Source organism: Kribbella sp. NPDC049174 (assembly GCF_043197365.1).
Lineage (GTDB): Bacteria > Actinomycetota > Actinomycetes > Propionibacteriales > Kribbellaceae > Kribbella.
The window spans coordinates 236,066-251,633 of record NZ_JBICSZ010000006.1 but is presented as its reverse complement, the minus strand read 5'-3'; the positions used below and the strand labels follow the sequence as shown (position 1 = coordinate 251,633).

The window sequence follows — 15,568 nt, the reverse complement described above, 5'->3', positions numbered from 1 at the left end:
GTGCCGTTCTCAGCGGTGGCGCGGGCGAGGCAGCAAGGCGAACGCGCTTTCTGCAATCGAGGTCAGGCGGGCGGGACTGTGGCCGTACGCGCCTACGACATCGGTCCCGCGGATGATGGTCACCAGAAGGTACGCGAGGTCGTCGGGATCCGCGTCGGGGTCGATGTCGCCGTTGCGCTGCGCCGCTCGCACACACTCGGCCACCGCCATTGCGACCACGGAGAAGCAGTCGTTGGCCAGGCGTTGCACCTCGGGGTCGGAGGCGCCGATCTCCATGGCCATCTTGGCGGCGAAGCAGGTCGCCGTCGCCCGGTCAGGGGCGGGGGGTACGTCGGCGGCGAGTGGCACCCCGTGGACGGCGCGGAGCAAGTACCCGTGCAGTCGTTCCAGAGCGCCCTCGTCCGGTCCGGCGAGCATCTGCGGCGCACCCTGCCCCAGCCGGGCGAAGTACCCGGCCATCGCCTGCAGCAGCACGCCGTGCTTGCCGTCGAACGTGGCATAGAGGCTGCCGCGGCCCAGGCCGGTGGCGGCGCTGATGTCGTCGACGCTTGTGCCGTTGTAGCCCGTGGTGCGGAACTGCCGCTCGGCGGCATGGAGGACGTGGTCGCGGTCGAAGCTTCGTGGTCTCGCCATACATAGAAGGTAGGGCCGACCTGCCGTATTTGACAATTCAGTACAGAACCATCTACGTTTCTGACAGTTCAGTACACAACCATTCTGAGCTCGCCGGGCAGGGCCCTCCAACCATCGAGAACTCGAAGGGTTGACCGAACGATGACTGATAAGGAAAGGCAGGAGGCCATGGCTGTGACGACTGCTCCGTACGCGAGCGACGCACTGGCTGAGGGGACCGTCGACGCGGTCGTGATCGGCGGGGGCGCCGCGGGGCTGAACGGTGCACTGATCCTCGCCCGCTCCCGCCGCTCGGTCGTCGTGATCGACAGCGGCGCCCCGCGCAACGCGCCCGCGGAGGCCGTGCACGGCCTCCTCGCCCTGGACGGCACCCCGCCGTCCGAGATCCTCCGACGGGGCAGAGAGCAGGTGCGCCAGTACGGCGGACGCGTCGTCCACGGCGAGGTGGTCGCGGCCGAGCCTGCCGCCCCGTCGCCGGAGGGGGATCTGCGGTTCACCGTCACCCTGGCCGACGGCCGCAGCATCACCGCCCGCCGCATCCTGGTGGCCACCGGCCTCACGGACGTGCTGCCGGAAGTGCCCGGGCTCGCCGAGCATTGGGGGCACAGCGTGCTGCACTGCCCGTACTGCCACGGCTGGGAGGTGCGCGACGAGCCCATCGGTATCCTCGCCACCGGCCCGGTCTCCATCGACCACGCGTTTCTGTTCCGTCAGCTGACCGAGGACCTGACCTACTTCACCCACGGCACTGACCTGGACGAGGACAACCGCGCCCGCTTCGCCGCCCGCGGCATCCGCATCATCGACACCCCGATCACCGAGGTCGTCAACGACGAGAACGGTGCCCTCGCCGGGGTGCGCCTGGCCGACGGCCAGGTCGTGGCCCGCCGCGTCCTCGCGGTCCTCGCGCAGTTGCAGATTCGCGCCCACGGCCTGGAAGGTCTGCGCCTGCCGGTGCAGGACCTGCCGAAGGGCCGCGTGTTCGCTTCCGGCATGGCCGGCATCACCGAGGTGCCGGGTGTGTGGGTGGCCGGCAACGTCACCGATCTGACCGCCCAGGTCGGGGCCTCCGCGGCGGCCGGCGCCCTGGCCGGCGCCGACATCAACAGGATGCTGGCCATCGCGGACACCGACGCGGCCCTGCACGCGGCTGGACCGAGTCCGACATCTGATTTCTGAACGCGACGGCTCGAAACCACCCACTCCCCGAAAGGCACGAGATCCCATGATTGCTGCTGAAGAGACGTTCGACGGCACGTGGCCGTATCCCGCCCGCTTCAACGAGGCGGCCGGCTTCCGCCAGCACTACGTCGACGAGGGCCCAGAACGGCCCGATCAGACGATCGTCATGCTGCACGGCGAGCCCACGTGGGGCTACGAGTGGCGCCACCTGATCGGGCCACTGTCACGTCACCATCGCGTGATCGTTCCCGACCACATGGGCTTCGGCAAGAGCGAGACACCGCAGGACCGCACGTACGACGCGGGTGAACACATCCTCAATCTCGAATCGCTGCTCGTCGACACGCTCGACCTCACCGACATCACCCTGGTTCTCCGTGACTGGGGCGGCCCCATCGGCACCGGGTTCGCGCTGCGTCACCCCGACCGGATCTCCCGGATCTTCGCCACGAACACCGTGATGCCCCTCGCAGACGAAATCGCCCCTCTCATGAAGACCAACGGCGCCGAGAGCCGGTGGTTCCAGTGGGCCCAGTCGGCGCTCTCGGACGGTTCGTTCGAGCAGATCCTCGGAAACGCGGGTCACACCATCGCCCACCTGATGATCGACCTGCAGCATGTCGCCCGACCGGAGATCGCCACGCCGACCTGGATCCGCGCGTACTCCAGCCCCTTCCCGACCCCGGCGGAGTGCCGCGGTGTCATCGCCTTCCCCCGGCAGGCCCTGGAGGGCCCGCAGGGCCCGCCGCCCGGCCCGCCGCCCATGGAAGCCGTCGCCGCGCTGCGAGCCGTGCCGGCGATGCTGGCGGTCGGGATGCGGGACACCGCACTGCTGCCCGAGTACGTGATCCCGTCGTTCCATCTGGCTTACCCCGACGCCCCCGTGGTCGAGATCCCCAGCGCCGGCCACTTCCCGACCGAGGACGCTCCCGAGACGCTGCTGGCGCTGCTCGACCTGTTCCTGCAGACGACGCCCGCGCGCACCTGACCCGCAATGTCGAACGGGCGGCTGTGCGCGTGCGGAGTCCTCGGCTTCCTGAACGGCCGACCCACCCCAACCAGATGGAGAACACCCCAATGACGGAACGCAATCCCATCCTGATCACCGGCGCCGGCGGCCAAGTCGGTGGCGTGAGCAGGGTGATGGTCGACATGATGCTCGAACAGGGCCACCCGGTGCGCGCGTTCGTGCGACGGGACGACGAGCGCGCGCAGTCGCTGCGCGAGGCCGGGGCCGAGGTCTTCGTCGGCGACCTGCTCAAACTCGCGGACGTGGCCGCCGCGCTGAAGGGTGTCCGGCGCATCTTCTTCAGCATGAGCCCGCAGCCGTACTACGCCGATGCCCTCACCTTGATGGCCACGGCGGCGCGAGACCAGGGCGACATCGAGGCCTTCGTGCACCTGTCCAACTACGAGCAGTCGTACATGACGCTCGAGAAGATGACCACACCGGATGAGGAGCGGCGTTCCTGGCTCGGCGGACTGGTCACGGACTGGTCACCGCAGCAGCGGGCGCACTGGGTCTGCGAGCGGGTGCTGGACTGGTCCGGCCTTCCGACCATCAACGTGCGTGCGACCCTGTTCGCCGAGAACCCCCATCTGACCTGGATGCTACTGGGCCCGCTGAGCAACGGTGAACTGCGCCTGCCCTTCGGCAGCCAGCGGCTCGCGCCCATCGCCGTTCACGACCTGGCAGAGGTGTGCGTGAAGATGCTGGTCGACCCCGCACCGCACATCTCGAAGTCCTACGAGCTCACCGGCCCGGAGCTGAAGGACATGTACGGGTTCGCTGACGACTACGCAGCCGTGCTGGGACGCCAGGTCGCCTACATTCCTGAGGAAGTGGAGGCCTGGAACGAGGCCTTCATTGACGAGACCGTCCTGCAGGAGGCCCTGGGCGACCCGGCTACGGCCCGGCACGTGGCTGAGCACCTGAAGATCCAGACCAGGCTGATCGCCGGCGGGCGGTACGACGTGGTCACCGACCAACTGGAGACCCTGCTCGGGCGCCCACCGCGGACCATGCGGTGGGCGCTGCAGAACAATACGCGCCTGCGCGAGCTGGCGGTTGCTCCGAGCCACTGAGCGCTCCGCAGCAGAACATGACGCCACCTCTGAGTCTTCAGCAGGCGGATCTTTTCTGTTCCGTCAGCCGACCGAGGACCTGACCTCCTTCACCCACGGCTTTGACCTGGACGAGTGCGATGCCGTGGCCGGGGTGCACCTGGCCGACGGCCAGGCCGGGCCCGAAGACCCTTCCATAGCTCAAGACCTGCTCGGCCTCGTGGCCTTCGTCCTTTGAGGACGCGGACCGACCCGGACCGACCCGGTGCGGACTGTGTCGGCCTGAGCACAGGCGACCCGCACTCCCACGACAAAGTCAGGCCCACAAACCGAAGGAACCAACATGCAGATAGCTTCCCCAGTGGCCCTCGTGACGGGCGCCTCGTCCGGGATCGGGCGGGCGGCAGCGCTCGCCCTCGTGGGCGCGGGTTTCGCGGTGGTCGGCACGAGCCGTAACGCGGCGAACGCCGAGCCGCTCGCCGGCGTGACGTTCCTCGATCTCGACGTGGCCAGCGACGAGTCGGTCCGCTCCCTGGTCGAGGAGGTGATCGAGCGGTTCGGCCGGATCGATGTCCTGGTCAACAATGCAGGCGTGGGCGCGGTCGGCGCTGGCGAGGAGAGCTCGATCAACCAGGCCAAGGAGGTCTTCGACATCAATGTCTTCGGTCTGATTCGGATGACAAACGCAGTGCTGCCCCACCTGCGCGCCCAGGGCAGTGGCCGCGTGGTCAACGTCGCCTCGGTACTCGGTCTGATCCCAGCCCCCTTCATGGCCGTCTACGCCGCCACCAAGCACGCGGTCGAGGGCTACTCCGAGTCCGTCGACCACGAGCTTCGCGAGCACGGCGTCCGGATGCTGCTGGTCGAGCCGGCCTACACAAGCACGAGTTTCGAGGCGAGCAGCATGGCACCCGACTCGCCCCTGCCGGTCTACGCCGCGCAGCGGGAGGTCTCCCGAGACGTGCTGGCCACGGCCCTGCGCAACGCCGACGACCCGGACGTTGTCGCGAAGGTGATCGTCGCGGCCGCCACCGATTCCAAGCCCAAGCTCCGGTACACCGCCGGCTCGATGGCCGCACGCGTCAGCCTCCTGCGCCGGATCGTGCCCTCGCGCGCCTTTGACAGACAAATCCGCAAGCTCAACCGACTGGCCGGCTGACCCCGCAGTACACCCGGCGCCTGAGGAGACGCACATGTCCAACACCAGAGACACCGAAGCCAGCATCGGCATCTCTCGTCCGGCCACTCTTGGGAAGGCTGACACCCATGGAATTCGAACACGTCACCTTCGACCTGCCACACGGCACCTTTCACGCGCTGCAGGGTGGTGATCCCAATGGTCAACCGACGCTCGTCCTGCACGGCTTCCCGGACCATCCGCCAACCGCCAAGCCCTTCCTCGCCGAGCTCGGCCGCCGCGGACGTCACGTCGTCGCACCCTGGCTTCGCGGTTACGCGCCGTCCCCGACCGCGGGGCCGTTCGACTTCGCATCCCTCACCAGCGACGTGCTCGCACTGATCGACCGCTGGTCTCCCGGGCGAGCCGTGGAGTTGATCGGCCACGACTGGGGCGCCCTGATCACCTACGATGCCTGCGCCACCGCGCCGGAGCGGATCGAACGCGCGGTCACGCTCGCAGTCCCCCACCCAATCACCCTCCTGAGCCGGCCGCGCCTCGCTCAGCTACGCCGGATCTGGTACATGGGGCTGTTTCAACTGCCGGGAAGCGGCTGGATTGCCACCGCCCGCGATCTCGCCTTCATCGACCGCCTCTGGCGTCAGTGGTCGCCCAGCCTCTCGCTCGATCCAGCTCTCCAGGCGGAGCTACACGAGCACCTGCGGGCGAGCATGCCCGCGCCTCTGAAGTACTACCGTGCGATGCTGCGACCCGGCATGCTTGGGGCGACGCGCCGCCTGTCTCAACCGATCGCGGTGCCCCTGCTGCAGCTTTACGGTGCCGACGACGGCTGCTTCCTCCCCCCGCAGGTCGACGACCGACATCGGTTCGCCGCCCCGCACGCGATGGAGGTCGTCCCCGACGTCGGTCACTTCCTGCACATCGAAGCCCCCGAGGCGATCGCGGAACGGATCGCGGCATGGGCCCAGTAGCGGATCACTCGACCCTCGCCGCGAGACCACCAGGATGGGCGGCGCCGGGCGGACTCTGACATGGCGTTGTCGCGGACGGCGGGACGGGGCGGATCTCCGCCCGGCAACCAGCAATGCAACCCACGTCGAGTGCCTGGAGGGTGTCCGAATACCGCTCGATGGGGCGCTCAAGCATCAAACAAGAGATCCTGGTGAGCTTGCCGAATGCCGGTCGCGCTGTGCCTCGCTTCGTCGCTGTCCCAGGTGCCTGAGCGACTCCTCAAGCGCCGCGACCTCACCAAGCCATGCTCGATCCTTGGCCTCAGCGAGCCGCTGTTCGGCGTTGGCGGTCATCTCATCGATGCGCGGCAACTGGGCGGGGTCGACCCGAAGGAATCGGCACCGGATGCAGGCGTGCTCGTGGATTCAAGGCGTGCCGTAGGGGCGGTGACACTCACCGAGAGCGACCTTGCGCAGCAAGAAGTGCCCCTCGAACTCGGCCCACTCCTCGCCGGTCGCCGGCCGGAGCTCGCTGCCCGGCCGAGTGGCGCGGCGGCGTTCGATGAAGTGCTGATGCGCTGCGACGACTTCCTCGGGGAAGACCGCGGTGTAGCCGCGTGTGGTGTCGAGGCTGAGGTGGCCGAGCAGGGTGGCCGCGATGTGCAGCGGCAGGCCACTGGAGACCATCTCAGTGGTGAACAGTCGCCGGAAGTCATGCGGCGTGAAGTAGATCGGCTCCCCGCCGTCCTGGAGCCCGGCCGAGGCGGCGACGGCGATGATGAGCCGCCGCGCCACCGACGGTGACAGCACTTCGTTGCGGGTGCCGATGCGGCGGACGAACAGGTGCGGGAACGGCTGGCCGTGCACCTTCTCGTGCGGGTCGTAGCGCACCGACAGCGGTATCCGGTCTCCGTTTCCTTTCGCGCGGCGCTGGACCGCGACAAGCACTGTCACCAGCTCCGGCGTCATGGGTATCAGCCGCTCGGCGTCGTCTTGCTCGGCACGATGTGCAGTAGCGGCACCAGCGTCCCGGTTGAGGCGGCGGTGTAGTGGCGCAGCGACAGTTGGGTGAGCTCGAGCAGCTCCTCGACCCGGATCCCGGTCAGGCGCAGCGTCTCGATGACGGCCCACGCCCAGAACCCGTCTGCCTCGGCCGCGGTGATGTCGGCCAGGCCGTGCCGGTTGACGCCGAGCAGCGGCATGTCCGGGGCGGCTGCGACGATCCGGGCTCGCATCAGGCTCGGCCGGTCTCGCTCGTAGCGGCGCGGCGGCGGCTGATGGAGCTCGAACTCCGAGCCGTCGACCACGAACCGCTGCCCGTGGGTGGCCTGCTGGGCCGCAGCGAGCAGCCGGGCCGACCAGTCCCGGCGCCGCAACGCTTCCGCGACCAACCTCGGCAGCAACGGCGTCAGCGCCCTGGTGCGGTTCTGCATCCGCGACTGCTGACGGCGCTTCGCCTTCGAGGCGCTCTTGGACTCGTGCCGCGACACCGGAGCCGGCGCGACCCACGGCCCCCAGCGGGCTGGCTCGTCGTGCGACCACTCCGCCAGGTCGCGATACATCCCGCGGACAGCGAACAGCGTGGAGTGGATCTCGCGACGGGGCTGTCCGTCGATGGTCACCGAGAGCCGTTGGCGCCACTCGGCCGCGACCTGTGGTGTGAGCCGCAGGTCGGTCTGGGCGGGGTTGATCTGCAGCACCTCCCACCAGAAGAGCCGCACCAACCGGTAGGCCCACCCTTCCAGCGTGCCGTAGTCCATCGACGGCTTGAGCTCGCTGAGGTAGTCGACCAGCAGGTCCCGCACGCCGCTAGCCGGGACGCCGTAGCGGTCGACCAAGGTCTGCACGGAGTGCTGGCGGGAGTTACCTTTGGCCGACCAGGCCGCCCGCAGGGTGAGCGGTTCACCCGCGAACGGGCCAAGCGCGACCAGCAGCTCCCAGGCCAGATGCTCGCGCCGGCTGCGGCCCGACGTGCGCACGACGTCGGCGTAGAACAGCAGATCCTCGCCCTGTAACTCCTCGATTCGCTTGCCGGTTCGGATCAGCACCCGCGACAAGCACGCTTCCGCGTCGTATTGATGGCGCAGCAGCGCCGATCGGTAGGCGGGCAACGCCCGCAGCCGCTGCAGCTGATCCGCGTCGTTGACACCGAGCATCCGCTGCGGAAGGTAGGCGCCCGCCCCAGTGGCCAGCTGCCAGCCGTACGACGGGCGCAGCACCCGCGCCACCATCAACGCGTTCACTCCCTGAGCCAGCGAGGACTCCGGCGTCCGAGGTGTCACCGCTGAACGCCAGGCTCTCGGAGCGAGGTCGGCGCCGCTGGCCAGCCACCGCTGCTCCCACGTCTCGCCGCCGAACTGGTGCAGCCAACCCAAGATCCGCCGGAAACCGGTCGAAGTTGCTTTGCGGCTTGGGAAGATGCCCAGCACCTTCTCCAAGGTGGCCTCGATCCTCTCGTCCAAACCGAGGTGCTGGACCTGCGCCCCCGCTGCGTCGGGTAGCAGCATCGGCGGTTCGAGACCGCTGTCGTAGGCGCGGTGCGGCCGCAGCCGGCCGTTCGCCCCAAACAACCCGTCCGGCGCGACCACGGCCGGCGGCGACAGCGGTCTCGATCTCGGGCCTGATGCCGCCCGGGTGCGGGCCGCCTGGATTCGCGCGGCCGCGCGAGGACCAGTCGCCAGATGCGAACCGCTGGCAGGCAATTGGGTCATTCGCGCAGCCCCAGCAGCTCGCGCACCGCAGCCTCGTCGTAGACAGGCTCAATGACCGGACCCGCGGGCCGCGGCCGTGCATGATGCTCCAGCACCTTCGCGACCAAGTCCTCCAGCCGTGGCTGGCTGTAGATCTGCATGGTCGAGACGCTGGCATGGCGAAGGATCGTCTGCACGTCGAACAGTGTGAACGCCGGATCCGCCAGCAACCGCGCCGCCGCCGTGTGCCGCAGATCGTGCAGCGTCCAGTTCGACCCCAACGCGGCGTTCGCGCGCTGCAGCACAGCGCGCGCCGCGTGGTAGGTCAGCGGCCGCCGCGTGCCCTGCCGGGTCCACCACACCGGTCCGCCGTGCTCGATCGGCGGGCGTTCCCGTTGCAGATACAGCGCCAGCGACACGAACGAATCCACACTCGCCGGGATCGTCTCCCGCAAACGGCTACCCTTGCTGACCACCGTGATCGTGTTCGCCCCCGCATCAAGGTCGGTACCGTGACACAGGCCGAGCAGCTCGGACGCGCGGGCACCGCTCGACAGCCAGAACGACACCAGCGCCCGGTCGCGGTGACTGCGCATTGCGCCGAACAGCGCGTCAGCTGCATCGTCAGGAATCGCCCGCCACACCGGCCGCGGTGTCTTCTGTCGGTACGTTGCCCGCTGATGGATTGCGAAGCTGTCCATCGGGTTATGGTGGGCGTTCAACCGCCCGCCCGTCGCGCGGCTCCGCTGGGCGGGCACAGGGTTCATCAGCGGCCCGAGCCCCGACGCACAGGCCCACTCGTAGAAGCCGAACAGAACGCTCAGCTGATGGTTAATGGTCCGCGCGGCGTACGTCGAACCGAGCGTCGCCTTGCCCGTGACCGGATTCACCGACCCCGGCGGCGACACATCCCGACGGCGATTCAGCCGCTGCGGAACCGGTGCCTCACGCAACAGCTCCACCAACTCGCGCACGTCGGACCGTTCAGCACGCTCCCACGCCGTCCAGCGGTCGTGCAGGAACCGGAACCACCGCAGCAGGTCGTAGGCGTAGCTGCGCAGTGTCGCCGGCGAGCAGTCCGAGACGGCCAACTCACGGAGATAGCCCGACGCCCCCGCATGCTCAATGTCCGGAAACACCACGCGCCACGGCAGTCCCTGCTCGAACTCAACGACTCGGCCCAATACGACACCCTCCACCGACACACCCTCTCCAGTCCGGTACCGATCACGCCAATCGGTACCCGAAGAGTTCAGTCAACTAGCCGGAGCGGTCCGCGCGTACGACGACCTGCTTCGAGCCGATCTGTACCTCGGTCTGGCCGCGACGAACCTGCGCAACCACCAGTACGACGCGGCGCGCACCTGCGCGGCCAAGGCGTACGACGCCGTCGCCATGGGCGCTCGCGAAGCCGGCGTGGACGTCGCCAGGTCCGAAGCCGAGGCCCGCGAGAAGTCTCGCGCGGCCCGGGCCGAATCCCCCGCCCACCCGAACGGCCTGTACGTCGACACCGAGCACGGGCCCCGTTCCCAGCCCTGACGAGCTCACCCCGCGGCGATGAACTTCCTGATCTGGGGTAGCTGGTTGGGGTCGATGGTGTGGCCGCCGTTGAACGGGAGCAGTTCGACGGCGGCGTCCCGGCGGCGGAGTTGCTCGGTCAGTCTGCTGGTCTGGTCGGGCGTGGCCATCGGGTCGCTGTCGCCGTTGACGATGAGCACCCGTTTGCCGGCGAGGGCGTGGTCCGACGGCTCGTCGGCGGCGAAGGGCACCATCGCGGCCAGCAGTACCGCGCCGGCGAGTGACTCGGGGTGGCGTAGGAGCAAGGCGGACGCCATGTTGGCTCCGTTGGAGAAGCCGACCGCCATCCAGGAACCGGCGGCCACGTCGTACTTCTCCTCGGCGGCGGTGAGGAAAGCAGCGAGCTCGTCGGCGCGGAGCCGAAGGTCCTCCTCGTCGAACACGCCCTCCCGGAGTCTGCGGAAGAACCGGGCCATCCCCTGCTCCGACACGGTCCCCCGCGGCGACAGAACGGGTGCGTCCGGCGCCAGGTGCTCCCGCAGTACGAGGAGGTCGTGCTCGTCGCCGCCGGTGCCGTGCAGCAACAGAAGCGGTGGCGCGGAAGTACCCGGTTGCCAGACGTGCGGCCGCCGGAGCGGGTCCTCGCTCATCTGTCGACTTCGTCCGGGGGCGGTGGCACGCGCAGAGTTGGCAACGCGCCCTGGATCTGCTCGCGGTTCGGTTCGAGCCAGGGCGGCAGCTTCAGGTGCTGGCCGAGTTCCAGCAGCGGTTCGTCCACGGTGAAGCCGGGCTGGTCGGTCGCGATCTCCAGCAGCACGCCGCCCGGTTCGCGGAAGTAGATGGAGGTGAAGTACTGCCGGTCGAGGATCTCGGTGACCTGTACGCCGGCCTCGAGTAACTCGAGGCGCCACTTCGCCTGGGTCTCGCGGTCAGGTGCTCGGAAGGCGATGTGGTGGACCGTTCCGGCCGCCTGGAGTCCGCGCCTCGCCTTGCTCGGCCGGACGTCTACCGCCGTCCCGTCGGTTCCGCCGGACATCACGAACCGCGACCCATCGGTGGTGTCCTGGCCGTGCTGCATCCCCAGCATGCCCGCGAGCATCTCGGCCGTCGGGTCCAGCAACTGCTCCGTCATGGTGACCGAGAAGAGGCCGCGGATCGCGTTGTCGAACGGTATGGCGGCGACGCCGTCCCAGCCGGATCGGCTGTCACCGTCCGACGCGACCAGCTCGATCACGAGGCCGTCGGGGTCGCGCAGCCGCAGTACCTCCTCGTCGGAGCTAGCGACCGGCTCGTCCGCGTCGACGCCGAGGCTCTGGAGGCGCTGCTGCCACCAGCCGAGGGATTCCGGCGGGATGCTGAATGCGGTGGCTGTCGTGAGGCCGGTGCCCTGCCTGCCGTTCGGGGCTCCCGGCCAGGGGAAGAACGTCAACAGGGTCGAGGGCCGGCCCGAGGAGTCACCGTAGTACAGGTGATAGGTGTCCGGAGCGTCGAAGTTGACGGTTCGCTTGACCAGGCGCAACCCCAGCACCGTGGTGTAGAAGTCGACGTTGCGCTGCGGATCCTCCGCAATCGCAGTGACGTGGTGCAGCCCGTGTGGTGCGACCGAGTCGACCATCGCTCGTCCCCTCCCAGTCGGCAGACCGGGGACGACGTCGGCCGCCCCTCCCCGACATTACGACCGTCCGTCGCTCGCGACCACGGGCAGCGGTGCCAATCCGGGGACGACAGGAGTCACAGGACGTAGAAGCCGGTGATCGCGGTGGGAAGGGCGCCGGCGATGAGCCAGGGTGACAGCAGCGAGCGCTGGAAGATGGCCAGAATGCCGGCGACAGTCAGGAGGCCGATGACGCCGGACATGAACCACAAGCCGACGCCTTTGCCGTAGTCGGTCTCCGCGACGCCGATGCTGTACACGGCCAGAGTGACGGCGGGGACGCTGCCGACGTGGAACAAGATTGCGGAGGCGACCCATCGCTGGACCGTTTCGATCCTCATGGGGGCTCTACGACGTCTGTTGGACCTGCTCGTCATACCTCAATAGTACGCGAATGCTTAGTGCCCTAACTGTCCTCCGAGCGTGATGCTGACCACCCCGTCAGGTCGACAGTTCTCCCGGTACCGGCCGACGGAAGCCGTTGGCCTCGTTCGCGGCACCGATGACCCGGGTGAGCACCTGGTGGAGGTGCTGGAGTTCGGACAGTTCCATGCCCAGGCGACTGACGATCGTCCCGGGGATCTTCTCGGCTTCACTGCGCAGCCGCCATCCCGCCGGAGTGAGAGTGACCGCAAGCGAACGCTCATCCCCTCTCGCGCGGGGACGTTCGACGTAACCGCTTGCCTCGAGGCGTTTCAGCAGCGGCGACAAGGTGGCGGGCTCCAGTTGCAGCAGCCGGCTCAGCTCCTTGACCGACAGCGGCGCGTACTGCCACAGCGCCAGCATCACCAGGTACTGCGGGTGGGTCAGCCCGAGCGGCTCCAGCAGCGGGCGATAGACCGCGATCACGCTCCGCGAGGCAACCGCCAGGGCGAAGCAGACCTGGTTCTCCAGGTCCAGCGGGTTGGCGTTGCCGCCGTCGTCACTCAAGGGCACCTCCACGAGACGCGCATCTGGCACTAATCGTTAGTACACAAATCTAGCGCAGGTGCCCTGAGAGTGAGCGTCCGCCGTACGACTTGTCAGTCGGTGAAGGCGTTGCGCATCGAGACCAGCTCGATGCCCCGCTCCTCGATCGCCTTGCGGATCTCGGGGTCGGTCACGATGGCCTGATCCGAGAGCCGGTACTCCTCGGCCCATCGGTAGGTCTCGGTGCCGGGTGCGTGCATCGCGGCGAGTTCAGGTTCCGCGACGGCGCAGTGCGTGACCAACAGGTGCACACCCGGAGTCAGGCCGGCGATGTAGGCGTCCATCCAGGGCTTCTTGGTGTCCGCGTCCCGGTCGCTCAGGATCTCGATCGAGGCGAACCGCTGCGACTCCACCGGGCCGTAGATGTACGGCTTGCCGGCGGCCGCTGAGATCTCGGCGTACACATCCGGCGCGCTCTCGCCCATGTGGACGTCCAGGTAGTGAATATCGAGCCCTTCCGCGGCGAACTTCGCCACCTGAGCGGACAGCTCGCGTGCTGCGTCGTCATGGGTGATCGACGCCCGGGCCTCGGCGACCGTCCGGAGGAACGTTCCGTCACCCCCCACGAGCGAGGGACCGTCGGTCAGCGGCCGCCAGCGCAGGAAGTCCCATTCGCAGGTCAGGGTCTGATGGACGCCGAGCGGGATCCCGGACTCGCGCGCCAGCGCCGCGGCCTCGGTGAACCACGGGCACGCGGCCATCGTGGACGTCTGCGTCAGGATCCCGTCCTGAAACGCCTGCATCGTGCCGACATTGACGGCATGACACATACCGAAGTCGTCACCTTGAACGATCAGCCTGATGTCACCAGCCACGCGCACTCCTGTGATCAGCGAACGAACCGATGACGACCGTACCTCAGGTCGATGCGGTCGGCTTGTAGTACAGCGCTACTGCGCCGCTCTCGAAGGCGGTGGAGCCGATCAGTTCGAGGGTCTGCTGGGTCTCGAGCTCGCCGTACCAGGTGGCGCCCGGTGAGTACGCCGGGTACACGAAGAACCGGTACTCGTCGACGAGACCGAGGCGGACCAGAGTCTGGCGAGCTTCGCGCCACTGGCGTAGCCATGGTCGATCTCCCGGTAGTGGTCCTCGCTCAGTCCGGTCACCCACTCGTCCGGAGCGTCCAGCCGCCCGTTGAGTGTGGTCATCATCGCCAGCACAACCTTGCGCACCTGTGGCCTCCTGATCACGTTCGGCGTCATCGGGACGCTACGTCCGCCCCCGCGGTCAGGTCTTGTACAGAAGGGACCGCTGGCCTGACGTCCCGTCGCGCAAGGCGGTGGCGGTGTGCCCGATGAAGCGATCCAGCGATCGCGCGAGGTGTGATTGGTCGTAGTACCCGAGATCGTGCGCGACGTCCGCGATCGGTGCCCCGGTCCGGATCAGCACCCGCGGCTGCCCGGGCCCGCTCGATCTGCCGTACGGCGCACCCTCGCACACGGCGGGCCCACCGTCGACCGACGGTCTAAGGTGCTGTTGGCAACTGCCCGGCCATCCGATCGGCCTCGCCCCGGGTCGAGGAGGGAGATATCCCGGCGATGAGATGTTGCCAGGCCTGGTCGAGGCCGGCGGCGATACATCCGGCCACGACGGTCTCGGTGCCGAGCACGGTCGCCTTCACTTCCGGCAGCACCGGTGCCAGCACCCGCAACTGGTCGACGACGGCCTTGAGGAAACCCGGCGCCTGACCGATGCCGCCGCCCAGCACGATCAGGTCGGGGTCGACGACCGTGATGACGGTGCACACCGCCTTGGCCACGAGCAGCGCCTCTTCGGCCACCACCTCGGCGGCGACCGCATCGCCGCGCGCAGCGGCCGCGAACACCTTCTCGGCCGACGACGCACCCCGCACTCCGGCCCGCTTGGCGGCTCGGACCACGGCCGCGGCTGAGGCCGACGCGTCGAAGCTCCCGCGTTTGCGGGCGTCCCGTACATCGCTGCCGCTGCCTTCGGCGAACGGCAGGTAGCTGATCTCGCCGGCGACACCGTGAGAACCGTGCCGGAGCTTGCCGTCGAGCACGAGGCCCATCCCGATACCGGTGCCGACGGACACGAACGCGAAGCTGTCGACGTCGCGACCGTGACCGTGCACCCGTTCGGCCAGCGCGGCCGCATCCACGTCGTTCTCGATCAGCAGTGTGGCCCCGAACCGCTCACGCAGGGCCGGCAGCACAGCCGGCGAGTCCCAGCCGGACAGGCGCCCGGTCAGCGTCAGGGTGTCCCGCTTGCGGTCGTAGACACCGGGGCTTCCGATCACGGTCTGGGTGAGCTGCGATGCGTCGATGCCGGCCTCAGCCACGAGGGTCGCCGCGAGATCCGCGAGTTCCTGGATCCGGCCCGTCGCATCCACGGCCTTGGTCCGCACACTCAGCCGGCTGCGCGTGGTGCCGGCCAGATCCGCGACCGCCCCGCGCAGGAACTCGTGTCCCACGTCCAGCGCGAGGACGAACCCTGCTTCCGGCCGGACGCCGTACAGCTGTGCGGCCGGACCGGGGAGGCCGGTCCGCTGCCCCGTCGCGTGCACGAGCCCGACGCGCTCGATGGTGCCCAGCGCCGCGGAGACGGTCGGCTTCGACAGACCGGTGAGACTGGCCAGCTCGGTCCTCGACACCGGCCCGGACCGCCGGATGTGGTCCAGCAGGACCTGCTCGTTGATCGCGCGGATCAGCTGTGGTCGGGCCCCGGAGGCACCCCCGCCGACGACTGTCACGTCGATCTCCCCCCTGTGTCGCGAATTCTTAAAACTGCCGTCACAATCAGGCCTTGTGCC

The 15,568-nt window shown here is 68.6% G+C and carries 18 protein-coding genes; 5 read left to right on the top strand and 13 right to left on the bottom strand.

Going from position 1 to position 15,568, the window contains the following annotated elements; translation table 11 throughout:
• Positions 1-9 precede the first annotated feature (9 nt).
• Positions 10-633: a TetR/AcrR family transcriptional regulator gene (locus ACGFIF_RS28685; protein ID WP_393158698.1), complete on the bottom strand. Its 624-nt coding sequence runs from the start codon at positions 631-633 to the stop codon at positions 10-12.
• Positions 634-801: 168 nt separating this feature from the next.
• Between ACGFIF_RS28685 and ACGFIF_RS28680 the strand changes: the two genes are divergently transcribed.
• The 5 genes from ACGFIF_RS28680 to ACGFIF_RS28660 all read left to right on the top strand — a co-directional run bounded on the left by ACGFIF_RS28680 (position 802) and on the right by ACGFIF_RS28660 (position 5,988).
• On the top strand, positions 802-1,812 hold the full coding sequence (locus ACGFIF_RS28680) for an NAD(P)/FAD-dependent oxidoreductase (protein ID WP_393158697.1): 1,011 nt from the start codon (positions 802-804) through the stop codon (positions 1,810-1,812).
• Positions 1,813-1,858: 46 nt separating this feature from the next.
• Positions 1,859-2,803: an alpha/beta fold hydrolase gene (locus tag ACGFIF_RS28675; RefSeq protein WP_393158696.1), complete on the top strand. Its 945-nt coding sequence runs from the start codon at positions 1,859-1,861 to the stop codon at positions 2,801-2,803.
• An 89-nt stretch (positions 2,804-2,892) separates the two neighbouring features.
• Positions 2,893-3,900 (top strand): NAD(P)H-binding protein, encoded by a 1,008-nt coding sequence (locus ACGFIF_RS28670; protein WP_393158695.1) that lies wholly within the window; start codon positions 2,893-2,895, stop codon positions 3,898-3,900.
• A gap of 322 nt (positions 3,901-4,222) precedes the next feature.
• A complete protein-coding gene (locus ACGFIF_RS28665; RefSeq protein WP_393158693.1) occupies positions 4,223-5,038 on the top strand; it encodes an oxidoreductase in 816 nt (271 codons plus the stop codon).
• Between the two features lie 107 nt (positions 5,039-5,145).
• Entirely contained in the window at positions 5,146-5,988 is an 843-nt protein-coding gene (locus ACGFIF_RS28660) for an alpha/beta fold hydrolase (protein ID WP_393158692.1), read from the top strand.
• Positions 5,989-6,393: 405 nt separating this feature from the next.
• On the opposite strand, the gene ACGFIF_RS28655 is transcribed toward ACGFIF_RS28660, so the two are convergent.
• The 12 genes from ACGFIF_RS28655 to ACGFIF_RS28600 all read right to left on the bottom strand — a co-directional run bounded on the left by ACGFIF_RS28655 (position 6,394) and on the right by ACGFIF_RS28600 (position 15,508).
• On the bottom strand, positions 6,394-6,936 hold the full coding sequence (locus ACGFIF_RS28655) for a tyrosine-type recombinase/integrase (RefSeq protein WP_393158691.1): 543 nt from the start codon (positions 6,934-6,936) through the stop codon (positions 6,394-6,396).
• A 5-nt stretch (positions 6,937-6,941) separates the two neighbouring features.
• Complete coding sequence (locus ACGFIF_RS28650) at positions 6,942-8,678, bottom strand: hypothetical protein (protein WP_393158690.1); 1,737 nt, start codon at positions 8,676-8,678, stop codon at positions 6,942-6,944.
• The gene (locus ACGFIF_RS28645; RefSeq protein WP_393158689.1) at positions 8,675-9,856 is read right to left on the bottom strand and encodes a tyrosine-type recombinase/integrase; all 1,182 of its coding nucleotides are present in this window, start codon (positions 9,854-9,856) and stop codon (positions 8,675-8,677) included. The genes ACGFIF_RS28650 and ACGFIF_RS28645 overlap by 4 nt, the downstream gene beginning before the upstream one ends.
• A 61-nt stretch (positions 9,857-9,917) precedes the next feature.
• The gene (locus tag ACGFIF_RS28640; RefSeq protein WP_393158687.1) at positions 9,918-10,205 is read right to left on the bottom strand and encodes a hypothetical protein; all 288 of its coding nucleotides are present in this window, start codon (positions 10,203-10,205) and stop codon (positions 9,918-9,920) included.
• Positions 10,202-10,825: an alpha/beta hydrolase gene (locus tag ACGFIF_RS28635; RefSeq protein ID WP_393158685.1), complete on the bottom strand. Its 624-nt coding sequence runs from the start codon at positions 10,823-10,825 to the stop codon at positions 10,202-10,204. Before ACGFIF_RS28635 ends, ACGFIF_RS28640 begins: the two co-directional genes overlap by 4 nt.
• Positions 10,822-11,790, bottom strand: coding sequence for a ring-cleaving dioxygenase (locus ACGFIF_RS28630; RefSeq protein ID WP_393158684.1), 969 nt, complete (start codon positions 11,788-11,790; stop codon positions 10,822-10,824). The genes ACGFIF_RS28635 and ACGFIF_RS28630 overlap by 4 nt, the downstream gene beginning before the upstream one ends.
• A gap of 116 nt (positions 11,791-11,906) precedes the next feature.
• Positions 11,907-12,170, bottom strand: a complete 264-nt coding sequence (locus ACGFIF_RS28625) for a hypothetical protein (protein ID WP_393158683.1) — start codon at positions 12,168-12,170, stop codon at positions 11,907-11,909.
• Between the two features lie 100 nt (positions 12,171-12,270).
• Complete coding sequence (locus ACGFIF_RS28620; RefSeq protein WP_393158681.1) at positions 12,271-12,759, bottom strand: MarR family winged helix-turn-helix transcriptional regulator; 489 nt, start codon at positions 12,757-12,759, stop codon at positions 12,271-12,273.
• A gap of 92 nt (positions 12,760-12,851) precedes the next feature.
• Entirely contained in the window at positions 12,852-13,613 is a 762-nt protein-coding gene (locus tag ACGFIF_RS28615) for a carbohydrate deacetylase (RefSeq protein ID WP_393158680.1), read from the bottom strand.
• 43 nt (positions 13,614-13,656) lie between these two features.
• Positions 13,657-13,908 (bottom strand): hypothetical protein, encoded by a 252-nt coding sequence (locus ACGFIF_RS28610; protein WP_393158678.1) that lies wholly within the window; start codon positions 13,906-13,908, stop codon positions 13,657-13,659.
• Between the two features lie 117 nt (positions 13,909-14,025).
• The gene (locus ACGFIF_RS28605) at positions 14,026-14,238 is read right to left on the bottom strand and encodes a hypothetical protein (protein WP_393158677.1); all 213 of its coding nucleotides are present in this window, start codon (positions 14,236-14,238) and stop codon (positions 14,026-14,028) included.
• Between the two features lie 25 nt (positions 14,239-14,263).
• A complete protein-coding gene (locus ACGFIF_RS28600; RefSeq protein WP_393158676.1) occupies positions 14,264-15,508 on the bottom strand; it encodes an ROK family protein in 1,245 nt (414 codons plus the stop codon).
• Positions 15,509-15,568: the final 60 nt, after the last annotated feature.